The sequence below is a fragment of the Nitrospirillum iridis genome, assembly GCF_014205765.1.
Taxonomy (GTDB): domain Bacteria; phylum Pseudomonadota; class Alphaproteobacteria; order Azospirillales; family Azospirillaceae; genus Nitrospirillum; species Nitrospirillum iridis.
The window spans coordinates 12020-26012 of sequence record NZ_JACIIZ010000003.1 but is presented as its reverse complement, the minus strand read 5'-3'; the positions used below and the strand labels follow the sequence as shown (position 1 = coordinate 26012).

Sequence of the window (13993 nt, the reverse complement as noted above, 5' to 3'; positions counted from 1 at the left end):
CCTCATGGCAGATGGAAGCGGTAGCCCACGCCCCACACCGTGCGGATGAAGGCGGGGGTCTTGGGATCGTCGCCGATCTTGCGGCGCAGGTTGCTGATGTGGGTATCCACCGCCCGGTCGAACGCCTCCGTCTCGCCGCCGCGCACGCATTCCAGCAGCATGTCGCGGGTGAACACCCGGCCGGGATCCCCGGCCAGCCGGGCCAGCAGGTCGAATTCCGTCCGCGTCAGGTCCAGGATCTGGCCGTTCAGGCTGGCCGCCCGGCTGTCGCTGTCGATACGGAAGGGCCCGGCCTGCTGCACGGCGCGCGGGCCCGAGGACACCGCCGGCCGGATACAGCGGCGCAGCACCGCCTTGGCCCGCGCCTCCAGTTCCCACAGGCTGTAGGGCTTGGGCAGATAGTCGTCGGCGCCCAGATCCAGGCCCAGGATCCGGTCGGCCTCCTGCCCCCGGGCGGTCACCATGATGATGCCGATGTCGTGGTCGCGGCGGATGCGGCGGCAGAGGGACAGCCCATCCTCCCCGGGCAGCATGATGTCCAGCACCGCCAGGTCGGCACCGTGCGCGCGCAAGTGCGCGTCCGCCGCCACGGCATCGGCCGCCCAGCTGACCTGGAAACCGCTGTCGGCCAGGTGGCGCACCACCAGGGGCGCCAGCCGCTCATCATCTTCCACCAGCAGGATGCGGGCGCCATCGGGAGGGGGCGGGTTCATGGGGAATGGGTGCCGTGAGGGATGCGGGGCGGCAACGATAGCGTGAAGCCGCGCGCGGGGCATCATCGCCCTTGCACTGACGGAAGTGCCCCGGAGATCCCCGCCCGCGACAAAGTCGCCCCCTTCCGGCCTAAGCAGGCTGGCCGCTGGTGGGGGGCCGGCTTCCGGCTTATCATGCGCACCCGCGTTAACCAAACCTGCCCATAAGCCCGCCCCGGCCACGCCCCAGGGGAAAGCTGGGCCCATCGGAGGGAAAGACCATGACGAAGTCCACGCTGCGCGCCGCCCTGCTGTCAGCCGCCACAGCGGTCGCCGCCATCGCCATGACCGGGCCGGCCGTGGCCGCGGCCCCCGTGATCACCACCGTTCACCTGATCACCGCCACCGGCGTGGGTGCCGCCGTCGGCACCATCACCGCCACGGAGGGCAGTGGCGGCCTGATCCTGACGCCGAAGCTGACCGGCCTGCCGCCGGGGGTGCACGGCTTCCACCTGCATGCCAACGCCTCCTGCCAGCCAGGGGAAAAGGACGGCAAGCCCGGCGCCGGCCTGGGCGCGGGCGGTCATTTCGACCCGGCCAACACCGGCAAGCATCTGGGGCCCATGGCCGATGGCCATAAGGGCGACTTGCCGCCGCTGACCATCCAGGCCGACGGCGCCTCCTCGACCGAGACGCTGACCGTGCCGCATCTGAAACTGGCTGACCTGGCCGGCCACGCCTTCATCATCCACGCCGGCGGCGACAACTTCGCCGACACGCCGGAGCCGCTGGGCGGCGGTGGCGGCCGCATCGCCTGCGGCGTGGTGGGCGATCAATAACCAAACCGGCATTTCCGATAGCCGGCAGGGCCCTGGCCGTTCGCGCGCCAGGGCCTTATTTTTTGCCCTCGTCTAATTTTTGCGTTGTCACAATTCGCCATACGGCCCTTGTTGCCGGCGCCATGCCCTGACTATAGTGATAGGCATAAAGGCCGGTCGTCGGGCTGCGCCTATAATTAAACCGGGAGGGTGCTGTTGGGGAGAGGGGGCCCGGTGCCCCGGCCATGTCCTCTTTCATGTCAGCACCACCCGAACCAACGCGGGGGCGTTATGGGTGAGAAGGCGGAGGCTGGAACGGCCAAGCCAGAGGCGGACGATCAGGCGCGCAGCCTCAACACGGCGGCGGTACGGGCCATGGCCGCCGGCCAGCCGGCACGGGCCCATGCCCTGCTGGAGGAGGCGCTGTCCATCGCCCCGAACCAAGTCCCCCTGTGGCTGAACCTAGCGGGCGCCCGCCGCGCGCTGGGCGATCCGGCGGCGGCATTGGCGGCCTTGGACAGCGCCTTGGGCATAGACCCCCGCAATTTCATGGCCCTGCTGATGCGGGCGTCGCTGCTGGACGGCATGGGGGAGGCGCGGCAGGCGGGGGCCGCCTACGGCACGGCGCTGAGTCTGGCCCCACCGGACGGCGCCCTGGATGCCCCCACCGCCCGCGCGGTGGCCCGCGCGCGGGAGCGGCACAGCCAATATCTGGCGGACCTGGACGCGTTCCTGAAGGGGGAGATAGACGGCGACCTCAGCCGCTGCCGCAGCGGCGAGGCCCGGCGCATGGCCCGCTTCGTCGATGGGGCGCTGGGCCGCGCCAAGCCGTATCACCAGCAACCGGCACAGTTCTTCTACCCCGGCCTGCCAGCCCTTGAGTTCCATGACCCCGAGGATTTCCCGTGGCTGATGGACCTGGAGGCCGGCACCGACGTCGTCCGCGCCGAACTGGCCGCGGTGTTGACGGACGAGGATGACCCGGAACGTTTCGTGCCTTATATCGCCTATCCTGACGGCCTGCCGCTGGATCAGTGGAGCGAGTTGAACCACTCCCCCCGGTGGAGCGCCTTCCACTTCATGCATTATGGTCGGCCGCATCGGGAAAACCGCGAGCGCTGCCCGCGTACCGCGGCCTTGCTGGACGCCATGCCCCAGCCGCAGGTGCCCGGCAAGTCACCGGCCGCGATGTTCTCCGTCCTGAAACCACGGACCCGCATCCCCGCCCATACGGGCGTGTCCAACACCCGCCTGGTGGTTCACCTGCCGCTGGTGGTGCCGGCGGGCTGCGGCTTCCGCGTGGGCAACGAGACGCGCGAATGGCAGGTGGGCAAGGCCTGGGTGTTCGATGACACCATCGAGCATGAGGCCTGGAACGACAGCGACCAGACGCGCGTCATCCTGCTGTTCGACATCTGGCACCCCCACCTGAGCGTGGCGGAACGTGAGATGATCACCCGGGTCATGACCGGCATCGACCGCTTCAATGGCGACGCGGCGCCGGCCGGCACCGCCGGAAGCGGCCTGTGACCGGACCGCTTCCGGTTCAACAATGCCGCCGGGGCCGGGCATCCACCCGCGGACGCCTCCGGTTCTAGCGCCCGCCGACTGCGGCCACCTCGCCCGCGGCCTTGTTGGCCTTGCGGTTGCGATTGACCACCATCTCATCATACAGCACGGTGATGGTGCGGCTGCCGGTGCGCACGAACAGGCCCGGGACCACGGCGTGCACCAGGCAAGCCAACCCTGCCAGCACCATGCGGCCGCCGAAAGAGGCGGCCATCACGGCATGCTCGCCATAGCTTTCCTGCACCGTCCTGGGATGATCGACAAACAGCTTGTTCCACACGGCCCTGGTCTCCCCATCGCATTCCCGCCGGCGATCCGCATGATCGGCCGGCCAAGGTCAGGATAGCCCAGGAACCCTTGAGAAAAATCCCAAACTGTCCCAGTATTGGCGCCTGAGACGATAATTTCATCCCACGGATTAGCCACTTTATGGTTCAGCTTGATAAGATCGACATCCGGCTGCTGCAGCTGTTGCAGGACGACGCGTCCCTGTCCATCGCGCAACTGGCCGACAGCGTGGCATTGTCAGCCAACGCCTGCTGGCGGCGGGTGAAGCAGCTGGAGGAGGCGGGCGTCATCCGCCGCCGCGTCGCCCTGCTGGACGCGGGCCTGATGGGATGTGGCATCACCGTGTTCGTGGCCATCCGCACCAACCAGCATAATGAGGACTGGCTGGACACCTTCGCCCGAGGTGTGGCCGATATTCCGGAGATCGTGGAATTCTATCGCATGAGCGGCGATGTCGATTATCTGCTGAAGGTGCTGGTGGCCGACATCCCCCACTATGACCGGGTCTACAAACAGCTGATCAAGGTGACGCAGCTGACCGACGTCAGTTCCAGCTTCGCGATGGAGCGCATCAAATACACCACGGCCATCCCCTTGCCGCGTCCGGCCGCCTGAGGCCGCGACCGAGCGGCGAAGGCATACGCCAAAGGCAAGATCGCCAGACGCCCAAATCTAGGTCATGGTCAATTCCCGTTGCCGACCCTTCGCGTGAACAACGCCGGAGGCCTTTTTTTATGCGCGGGTGTCGCCGCGCGGATGTTTCGTGAGGACCTGGGCCGTGGACATGCTGCTTCGACAGCGCGTGCGACTGGCGGGGCTGGCGGCCCTGGGCGGCATCGTCGCCTTGCTGTTGATCATGCAATCCATCTTCGCGGAGGTGGTGAGCAGCGAAAAGTGGGTGAACCACAGCCATCAGGTCCGCAATACCGCCACCCTGGTGCTGAGCCACATCCTGGCGGCTGAATCGGCGCAACGGCTCTATCTGCTGGTACATGCGCCGGAGGCCCGGGACCGCTTCCAGGGCTATCGTGATGATGCCACAAACCAGTTGCTGGCGCTGAGCACCCTGACCTCCGACAACCCCGACCAGGCGCGACGGGTGACCGCGCTGACCGCGCTGTCGACCGCACGGCTGGACGCCCTGCAGATGCCGATGGCCCAGACGCCGGCCGCCCCCGACCGCATCACCCTGGAACGGGGGGAATCGCTGATGGCGGAGGTGCGGGACCAGATCGCCGCCATCGACGATGTCGAACGGGCGCTGCTGACGCAGCGACAGGGCCGGGTCAATGGCCTGCGCCTGCTGTTCGTGGCGGGGAGCGTCGTCATCTGCGTCGTGGCCGGGGGGCTGGTCTGGCGCCTGTCCAGCGGCGCCATGTCGGAGGCCGACCGGGAAAGCCGTGTGCGTCAGCAGTTGCAGGACATGCTGGATGAGAAGGGCCGCCTGCTGCGCGAAATAAACCACCGCGTCGGCAACGGCCTGGCCATGATCGGCACCTTGCTGCAATTGCAGACCCATGACACCAAGGATCCCCAGGCCGAACGCGCCTTGGCGGAGGCCCGCACCCGGGTGTTGGCCATCAATGAGGTCCACAAGCGCATGCTGCAGGCCGAGACGGTGGACGAGGTGGAGTTTGGCGCCCTGCTGCCCGCCTTCTGCCGCGAGGTGGCGGCGGAATATGGCGCGTTGGACCGGGTGCGGGTGACCAGCACGCCCGTGCTGCTGCCGGTGGAAACGGGCGTGGCCCTGGCCCTGATCCTGAACGAGATGCTGACCCCCACCCTGCGCCGGTCGGACCAGCTGTCCAGCCCCGTGCATCTGAGCCTGAACCTGGTCGAAAATCGCCTGTCCTGCTTCATCGATGATCCCAGCGGCCAGTTGCCCAGCGACATGGGGGCCGCCCGCGTGGCCGGCATCGGCATGACCGTCGTCCAGGCGCTGTGCCGGCAGATCGGCGCGGAGATGGCCTTCGACAAGGCGGGAACCCAGTTTTACATCTCGGTGATTGTACCCCGGACGCGCAAAGTCCAGGCGGCCTGACCGCTCCACCGCCCAGCGGGCCGCCAGGCCCCATCGCCGCCCACTACTGCTAAAGAGTTGAAAAATCGGCTTTGAAGCAGAATTGTGGTACGGCTGCGCCTGTATCTCCGGTCCCGCTTTGGTTATGATGCGCCGACCCCAGCAGCCTATCCGGGAAAGGCTTGACGGCTTGCCACGCGACTACCTTAAGCTGCACGGCAAAGGCCTGCGCGCCCGTCTGCAAATCCTGCTGTTGCTGGTGGTGGCCCCCCTGGCGGCCCTGTCCATTGCCGACTACGGCGCCCGGCGGTCCGAAGCCATCGCCGCCGCCGAAGCCCAGGCGCTGGGCCTCGCGCATGCCGTGGCCGAACAGCAGGCCATCCTGATCGGCCAGGCACGGCATATCGCCGACACCCTTTCCAAGGAAAGCGCCAAGCTGCCGGTCGATCAATGCATCGAGGATGCGCGGTTGATGAAGGCCGCCCATCCCTGGATCGCCAACGTCAACCTGATGAAGCCGGACGGCCAGGCCTTCTGTTCCTCCAGCGCGCCTCCGTTTCCGAATTTCGGCGATCGCGTCTATTTCCAGAACCTGATCAAGACGGGCCGGCCGACCATCAGCGATTTCCTCATCGGTCGCATCACGGGCCGCCCTGTCCTGGTGGTGGCCCAGGCGCAGGCCACGACCAATGGCGATGTGGCCCAAGTGGCCAGCACGGCTGTCGATCTGCAATCGCTGGAGGACATGGGCCGCCACATGGTGGAGCGGCGACGGGCGGTTTTCCTGGCCGTGGACCGGCACGGGACGGTGCTGGCCCGCTTCCCCGAGATGGCGGGCGTGGTCGGCGGCAGCTATGAGCGAACCGCCCTGGTCCAAGCGGTCCTGGCCACCGCCGACGGCACCGCCGACGTGCCGGACCTGCGGGGTGAGAGCCGGCTGTTCGGCATCGTCGCCGTGGGCGACACGGGCGCCCGGGTGGCGGTGGGCCTGTCCAAGGCTGACGTGGTGGCCGCCGCCAACATCGATTTTCGCCGGAACCTGGTGGTTGTCCTGAGTGTCACCCTGGCCGCGTTGGCCCTGGGCGTCGTCGGGCTGGAACTGTCCGTGTTGCGCTGGCTGCGCGCGCTGGGCGCGGCCGCCCAGCGCATCGCCAACGGTGACCGCGCCATCCGCATCGACAACCCCGGCAGCGGGCCGGAACTGGACGCCGTGGCCCAAGCGTTCAACGCCATGGCCGATGCCGTCGCCCGGCAGGAACAGGAATTGGTGGCGCGGGAGGAGCGGTTCCGCGACCTGACGGAGGTGTCCACCGACTGGTACTGGGAGACGGATGAGACGCACCGTCTGACCTACATTTCCGAAGGGGTCCTGTTCGAAGGCATGGACATGAACATGCTGTTGGGCCGTACCCGGCAGGAGCTGTCCACCGATGCGCAGGCGGCGCACTGGGCCGTCTATGAGGGCTTCCTGAATAGCCGCACGGCCTTTCGCGACTTCATCTATTCGGCTTCGGGACCCGACGGCGCCACCCGCCATCTGGAAATATCGGGTCGGCCCTATTTCGCGGCGGACGGGCGCTTTCATGGGTTTCGCGGCGTGGGCCGCGACATCACCGCCCTGGTGGAGACGCGTCAGCATTTGCAGGAACGCGACCGGCTGCTGACCACCATTCTGGAATCCATAGACCAGGGCATCGTCGCCTTCGACGCCCAGCTGCGCCTGTCCATCCGCAACCAGCATTTCCTGGATCTGATGGGGCTGGCGCCGGAAGACTGCCCCCCCGGCATGCCCCTGCCGGAAGTGGAGCCCCTGTTGCAGGACGGCGCCGCCGATCCGCTGGCCGGGGTGCGCCTGCCCGCCGGCGCCCAGGGCGAGGAGACGGGCCAAGTGACCTATGAACTGACCCGTGCCGACGGCAGGACCCTGGAGGCGCGGGCCATCCCCATGCCGGGCAGTGGCTTCGTCGTCAGCTACATGGACATGACGGTGCAGCGGCGGCAGGTGTCGGACCTGATCGACGCCCGCGACCGCCTGGCGGCGCAGGCCCGCGAATTGCGGACCCTGGCCGAGGAATTGGATGCCGCCCGACGGTCGGCAGAGGCCGCAAACGCCGCCAAGTCGGACTTCCTGGCCAATATGAGCCATGAGATCCGCACCCCCATGAACGGTGTCATGGGCATGGTGCAGCTTTTGCTGGAAAGTCCGCTGACCGCCGACCAGGCGACCTATGCCGGCATCATCCGCGACAGCGCCGACGCCCTGCTGGCCATCATCAACGACATTCTGGACATCTCCAAACTGGAGGCCGGGCGGGTGGAGCTGGAGGAGGTGCCGTTCGCCCTGACCGACGTCACCGGCGGCGTCATGGCCATTCTGGAGCCGCGGGCCCGCGACAAGGGCATCCGGCTGGAAACCCTGTTGCTGGGCAAACCTCCCGGTCACTACCGGGGTGATCCGCTGCGCCTGCGCCAGGTCTTGCTGAACCTGGTGGGCAACGCCGTCAAGTTCACCGACCAGGGATCGGTCGTCCTGGAGGTGGAGGTCGGCATCACCAGGGACGGCCTGGTGCCCCTGCATTTCGCCGTGCGCGACACGGGCATCGGCATCAGCGCGCCAGCGCAAGCACATCTGTTCCGCAAATTCGGCCAGGCCGACACGTCCATCTCGCGCCGCTTCGGCGGATCAGGCCTGGGGCTGGCCATCTCCCAGCGCCTGGTGGCGCTGATGGGCGGGGCCATCACCCTGGACAGCGCGCTGAACCAGGGCAGCACCTTCGCCTTCACCGTGCGTCTCCCGCCCGCCCGCGCCAAGGACACGCCCAAGGTGCCGGCCTTGCCGCCCCCAGCCCGGCCACGGGCCAGCCGCGGGGCCGCGACGCCGCCGCAGGCCAGCCTGCCCCCCGGCAACGGCGCCCCCCTGCTGGTGGTCGACGACAACGCCATCAACCAGACCGTGGCCAAGACCATGCTGGAGCGGCTGGGCTACACGGTCACGCTGGCCGGCGACGCGCGGTCGGCGCTGGACCTGTACCAGCGCGGGGCCTTCCAGGCGGTACTGATGGACATCCAGATGCCGGAGATGGACGGGGTGCAGGCGACGCAGCGCATCCGTCAGATCCAGGAGGCGGAGGGCCGCCCCCGCACCCCCGTCATCGCCATGACCGCCAATGCCATGACCGGCATGCGCGAGGAATATCTGGCCGCCGGCATGGACGACTACATCGCCAAGCCTTTCGCCCTGCCAACCCTGGCCAACACCGTGGCCCGCTGGGTGACGGGGGAGGTGGCGACGGCGGCCACCGCCTCCAGACCCGCCGCCCCGTCCATGGAACCGCCGGTCCTGGACCCCGCGCCGCTGCGCCAGCTGGCCGAGCTGCTGGACACCGATACCCTGGCCGACCTGGTCATGTCATCGGTCGCGGAGTGCGAGGCGCGGGTGGCGGCGCTGGCGATCCTGGCGGGCGGCACCGACACCGACGCCATGGCGCGGTCGGCCCATACCCTGATCGCCACGGCGGGCGATATCGGCCTGCGCCAGATGCAGGCCCTGTCCAATCAGATTCAGAGCGCCGCGCGGGCCGGCGACGCCGACGCCTGCCGCCAGGACATCACCGAACTGGTGGGGGCCCTGCCGGCCGGCCTGGCGGCCGTGGCGGCGGTGCTGAAGCCCCTGCTGAAGAAACAACAGGGATAGGACGGGTCAGACCCGCTGCTCACCCGCCCACCATTCGTCGGCGGTCGGCAGGGTGCGGTAGCTCTGGCGCAGGGCGTTGGACCAATGGTCGCGCACATGCTGGAAGTAGCTGTCGGTCTCGGTGATGCGGCGGTGGATGCGCAAGCCCAGATCGTCGCGATGATAGACGGCCAAATCAATGGGCATGCCCACCGACAGGTTGCTGCGCAGCGTGCTGTCCATGGAAACCAGCACCAGCTTCACCCCATCCTGCACCGCCGTATCGTAGGAGACGACGCGATCCAGGATGGGCTTGCCGTATTTATGCTCCCCGATCTGCAGATAGGGCGTCTCGGGCGTGGCCTCGATGAAGTTGCCGGGGGAGTAGATCTGGAACAGGCGCATGCCCCTGCCCCGGATCTGCCCGCCCAGCAGGAAGGAGGCGTCGAAGGACACACCCTGCGCCTTCATGGCCAAACCGTCGTTGGTGTAGACGTCGCGGATGGCGGCCCCCACCAACTGGGCGGCGCGGAACATGGATGGCACGGTCGCCAGCGTCTCAGGCTCGGCCTCGCCGATGGACACGCCCTCGTGCAGGCGGTTCACCACCGACTGGCTGATGGACAGGTTACCCGCCGTCAGCAGGACCATGCAGCGTTCGCCGGAAGTCTCGAACCGGTGCATCTTGCAGAAGGTCGAGATGTTGTCGACGCCGGCATTGGTCCGGGTGTCGGACAGCATGACCAATCCGGCCTTCAGGAACAGCGCGACGCAATAAGTCATCTCTCAAGCCTCAACATGCGGATGCCGGCCCTTTTCGGGGCGCTTTTCTTCAGTTGAGGAACATGCCCAGGCACGGACAGGTCCCCTATCCCTATGCCCCGTCTCATACCCTGAAACCGGTTGCCGCCACCAGGGGCTGTCGAAATTAAATGCCATTAAGTTTTTAGGCGGCGCAACGAAACGGCCCGGCCCCGGGGTTTCCCCAGGACCGGGCCGTGTCACACCCTTGGCGCCAACGCTCAGCGTACGTTCAGGTAGAGCGGACGTTCAGGTAGAAGGCGCTGATCTCCTGGCCCAGGCGCAGCATGTCGTCGATGAACTGGGTGACGTATTCATGCAGGCCGAACTGGAAGATGTCCTCCACCCGGCCATAGCGCAGCCGGGCGTGGATTTCGCCCGCCAGGCGGTGGCATTCCCCCCGCTGGCCGCCATACCGCACCGCCAGGGCCTCCAGCAAATCGACCACGTGCGCCAGGCAGGCCACCAGCGACCGGGGCATTTCCGGCTTCAGGATCAGCAGCTCGGCGATCAGCCAAGGCTTGAGCCGGTCATGATAGACCCAGTGATAGCTGCGCAACGCGGACACGGCGCGCAGGATGCTTTGCCACTGGTAATAATCCAGCACCCCGCCCACGCCCTCATGATCCGGCAGCAGGACGTGGTATTTGACGTCCAGGATGCGGGCGGTGTTGTCCGCCCGTTCCAGCAACGTGCCGAGGTGGGTGAACAGATAGCTGTCGTTGCGCAGCATGGTGTTGGCGTAACTGCCGCAGAACAGCAGGGAGCGCTGCGCCACCCAGTCGAGCAGGCCCGGCAGGCTGTCCGCCGCCAGCCGGTCGGCCTTCATGCCACGGGTCAGTTGCCAGGTCTCGTTCAACGCCTCCCACGTGTCCACGGTCAGGGCCGTGCGCACCGCGCGGCCATTGCGCCGCGCGGTTTCGATGCAGGACACGATGCTGGACGGGTTTTCCGGATCCAGCACCAGGTAATCCAGCACCAGCGACGGCACCACCTCGCCATGCTTGGCCAGATAGCCCGGCTCCGTGCCGGTGGCCACCAGGGTGGAGCGCCATTCATTGCCCGGATTGTCCAGGGACAACGACATGTTGGACATGCGGTTGCCCACCTGGACCAGGCGCGCGACGCTGGCCGACCGCTCCATATAGCGGGCCAGCCAGAACAATCCGTCTGCGGTACGGCTCAGCATTCCGTCAACGCTCCAGTACCCAGGTGTCTTTGGTGCCGCCGCCCTGGCTGGAATTCACCACCAGGGAGCCCTCGCGCAAGGCCACGCGGGTGAGGCCGCCCGGCACCACCCGGATTTCCCGCCCGTTCAGCACGAAGGGCCGGAGATCGACATGGCGCGGGGCGATGCCCTGCTCCACGAAGGTGGGGCAGGTGGACAGCGCCAGCGTCGGCTGGGCGATGTAGTCGGCCGGCCGGGACTTGATGCGGTCGGCGAAGATCGCCCGGTCGGCGGCGGTGGACTGCGGCCCGATCAGCATGCCATAGCCCCCGGACCCGCGCGTCTCCTTGACCACCAGCTCGTGCAGATGCTCCAGCACGTACTTGCGGTCGTCATCCCGCTCGCACAGATATGTCGGCACATTCAGGAGGATGGGTTCTTCCCCAAGGTAGAAGCGGATCATTTCGGGTACGAAAGGATAAATCGCCTTGTCGTCCGCGATGCCGGTGCCAACCGCGTTGGCCAGGGTCACCCGCCCCGCGCGGTAGGCCGCGAACAGGCCGGGCACGCCCAAGGCCGAGTCCGGCCGGAAGGTCAGCGGGTCCAGATAGTCGTCGTCGATGCGGCGGTAAAGGACGTCCACCCGCTTGGGCCCCTGCGTCGTGCGCATGTAGACGAAACCTTCGTCCACGAACAGGTCATTCCCCTCCACCAGTTCCACGCCCATCTCATCGGCCAGGAACGAGTGCTCGTAGTAGGCGCTGTTGTAGGACCCGGGGGTCAGCACCGCCACGGTGGGCGCGTCGCGGCAGGCCGGCGGCGCCACCGACTTCAGCGTGTCCAGCAGGTCTTCCGGGTAGTGGGAGACGGGCGCCAGCTTGTGCATGCCGCAGAGATCCGGCAGCAGGCGCAGCATGGCCTCGCGGTTCTCCAGCATGTAGGACACGCCGGACGGCGTGCGGCAATTATCCTCCAGCACATAGAAATTATCGGCGTCCAGGCGGACGATGTCGATGCCGGCGACATGGGTGTAGGCCCCGGCCGGGGGCAGGAAACCCTGCATCTCGGGCCGGAAGCTTTCGTTGCCCAGCACCATTCGTTCCGGCACCTTGCCGGCCCGCAGGATGTGGCGTTCGCCGTACACATCCGCCAGGAAGGCGTTCAGCGCCTTCACCCGCTGTTGCAGGCCCAGGGACAGCCGATCCCATTCCGCACGCGCCAGCACGCGGGGAATGATATCAAAGGGAATCAGCCGTTCCGGGTCTCCGCCTTCCGTGTACACCGCGAAGGTGATGCCCACGCGCCGAAACAATGTCTCGGCCTCGCGGCGCTTCAGTTCCAGTTTGTCGGACGGCATCTCGCGCAGCCATCGTTCGATGTCCGCATACGGGCCGCGCACCTGGTCCGACATGCCCATTTCATTGAATGGACCGTCTGCTTTCGCCATAAACCCCTTCCCCATCGGTAGGCCCGACTGAGTGGTTGAGCAAGAGCCACGCCAACTCGGCCTAGCTAAGGAACTGCCTACGAAAAGTGCGGCCATCGGGCGATGCGAACCCCCCGTCGCCCAATGCGCAGGCAATCTTCGGGCGATCATCGCCCAGAAATTGTGCAATCGCTATGGTGTGGTGCCACGCTACCCTTTTGAGTGGCAAGACGCGTTTCAGGGACATGCCCGGCAGCGACCTTCCCACGTTCCCTCCTCACCTGTCATCACCGCCCACGCGGGTAAAACCCTGGGCCCGCTTATCCTTTGCCCCTTCAATCGGACACGCCCTGCGCCAGGTCAAGACCCGGCCAGGACGGTCAAAAGAAGTTCATGCCCGCGCGCCGGCTTTCAAGCGGCTGGCGCTATCGCTTAAGCCAAGTCAGGCCGGCCCATAACGCCTAGAAAGGCACTGGCCGCGCGGCTTAGCCCGCGACCGCCATGACGCAGCAGGGTGAAGGCGCGCGGCGGCAAGGCCAAGGGCACAGGGTGCAGCAACCCCACCTCGATACTGCCGCTGGCGACCGAGGCCGACAGGGCCGCGGCACCACCGCCGGCCTCAACCGCCGCCCGTACCGCCTCATTCGACGGCAGTTCCAGGGCGATGCGCAGCCGGCCGGGGTCCACCCCCAGACCCGCCAGCGCCGCCAGGAAGGCGGAACGGGTGCCGGAGCCTTGCTCGCGCATGATCCAGGGCGTCTCCGGCATGTCGGCGGCCGTCACCACCTCGCGGAAGGCCCAGGGGTGGTGCGGCGCCACCACGACCACCAGCTGGTCCAGCGCCACCTGGTGGGCGCTGAGATCGGCGCCGTCCACGGCCCCCTCGACGAAGCCCAGGTCGGCCGTCCCCTCCAGCAGGGCCGCCGCCACCTGCGCCGTGTTGCCGATGGCCAGGTCCAGGGTGACGCCGGAATGGCGTTCGCGGAACGCCACCAGATGGCGGGGCAGCCAGTAGCTGGCGATGGTCTGGCTGGCCTGGACCCGCAACTGCCCCCGCTGCAGGCCGGCCAATTCCGTCAGCGCCCGTTCCGCCATATCCGCGCGCGCCAGCACGGCCTTGGCCTCGACCAGGAATAGGTGCCCCGCTTCCGTCAGGGTGATGCCACGGCCCACGCGGTGGAACAGGGCCGTCTGGTAACGGTCCTCCAGGGCGGCGATGGCGGCGCTGGCCGCCGATTGCGCCAAGTTCAGCGCCCGGGCCGCCTGGGTCACGTGCTGGCGTTCGGCCACCGCCACGAAGATGCGCAACTGTTCCAGCGTCAAGGATAAAGCCCGTCGTCCCCGCCTGCCCCGGCGGGCGGCTGATGCCTACTGTAGCGTAGGGGGGATGGACGGGAAGCGATTATGTTGTCCGGAAACGGGCAACTGCGCCGTCCGAAAATGGACAGCGCCCGGCCCCGAACGGGCCTGGCGGGGCACCTGGCCTATACTTTTCAATATCTTGGCTAATGGTCCGCCCTTTGCTTGCCGGGGCGCAG

At 67.4% G+C, this 13993-nt stretch carries 11 protein-coding genes; 5 read left to right on the top strand and 6 right to left on the bottom strand.

Features of this window, described 5'->3' with window-relative positions; translation table 11 throughout:
- Positions 1-2: 2 nt before the first annotated feature.
- Positions 3-713 carry a response regulator transcription factor gene (locus FHS74_RS05595; RefSeq protein WP_184798347.1) on the bottom strand — a complete coding sequence of 237 codons (711 nt, stop codon included), beginning with the start codon at positions 711-713 and terminating at the stop codon, positions 3-5.
- A 260-nt stretch (positions 714-973) separates the two neighbouring features.
- Between FHS74_RS05595 and sodC the strand changes: the two genes are divergently transcribed.
- Positions 974-1531, top strand: coding sequence for a superoxide dismutase family protein (gene sodC, locus FHS74_RS05590; RefSeq protein WP_184798345.1), 558 nt, complete (start codon positions 974-976; stop codon positions 1529-1531).
- A 270-nt stretch (positions 1532-1801) separates the two neighbouring features.
- The gene (locus FHS74_RS05585) at positions 1802-3040 is read left to right on the top strand and encodes an aspartyl/asparaginyl beta-hydroxylase domain-containing protein (RefSeq protein WP_184798343.1); all 1239 of its coding nucleotides are present in this window, start codon (positions 1802-1804) and stop codon (positions 3038-3040) included.
- 64 nt (positions 3041-3104) lie between these two features.
- Here the strand turns inward: FHS74_RS05585 and FHS74_RS05580 are convergent, their stop codons facing one another.
- On the bottom strand, positions 3105-3359 hold the full coding sequence (locus FHS74_RS05580; protein WP_184798341.1) for a DUF6356 family protein: 255 nt from the start codon (positions 3357-3359) through the stop codon (positions 3105-3107).
- A gap of 149 nt (positions 3360-3508) precedes the next feature.
- On the opposite strand from FHS74_RS05580, the gene FHS74_RS05575 reads away from it, so the two are divergent.
- The 3 genes from FHS74_RS05575 to FHS74_RS05565 all read left to right on the top strand — a co-directional run bounded on the left by FHS74_RS05575 (position 3509) and on the right by FHS74_RS05565 (position 9081).
- Positions 3509-3982: an Lrp/AsnC family transcriptional regulator gene (locus tag FHS74_RS05575; protein ID WP_184798339.1), complete on the top strand. Its 474-nt coding sequence runs from the start codon at positions 3509-3511 to the stop codon at positions 3980-3982.
- A 148-nt stretch (positions 3983-4130) separates the two neighbouring features.
- Positions 4131-5408: a CHASE3 domain-containing protein gene (locus FHS74_RS05570; RefSeq protein ID WP_184798337.1), complete on the top strand. Its 1278-nt coding sequence runs from the start codon at positions 4131-4133 to the stop codon at positions 5406-5408.
- Between the two features lie 169 nt (positions 5409-5577).
- Positions 5578-9081, top strand: coding sequence for a response regulator (locus tag FHS74_RS05565; RefSeq protein ID WP_184798335.1), 3504 nt, complete (start codon positions 5578-5580; stop codon positions 9079-9081).
- Between the two features lie 6 nt (positions 9082-9087).
- Here FHS74_RS05565 and FHS74_RS05560 read toward each other — a convergent pair whose 3' ends face one another.
- The 4 genes from FHS74_RS05560 to FHS74_RS05545 form a co-directional block, all read right to left on the bottom strand.
- Positions 9088-9843 carry a proteasome-type protease gene (locus tag FHS74_RS05560; RefSeq protein WP_184798333.1) on the bottom strand — a complete coding sequence of 252 codons (756 nt, stop codon included), beginning with the start codon at positions 9841-9843 and terminating at the stop codon, positions 9088-9090.
- A 250-nt stretch (positions 9844-10093) separates the two neighbouring features.
- Positions 10094-11050, bottom strand: a complete 957-nt coding sequence (locus tag FHS74_RS05555; protein WP_184798331.1) for an alpha-E domain-containing protein — start codon at positions 11048-11050, stop codon at positions 10094-10096.
- A gap of 4 nt (positions 11051-11054) precedes the next feature.
- Positions 11055-12476 carry a circularly permuted type 2 ATP-grasp protein gene (locus FHS74_RS05550; RefSeq protein ID WP_211106139.1) on the bottom strand — a complete coding sequence of 474 codons (1422 nt, stop codon included), beginning with the start codon at positions 12474-12476 and terminating at the stop codon, positions 11055-11057.
- A gap of 411 nt (positions 12477-12887) precedes the next feature.
- On the bottom strand, positions 12888-13778 hold the full coding sequence (locus FHS74_RS05545) for a LysR family transcriptional regulator (protein ID WP_184798329.1): 891 nt from the start codon (positions 13776-13778) through the stop codon (positions 12888-12890).
- Positions 13779-13993 lie beyond the last annotated feature (215 nt).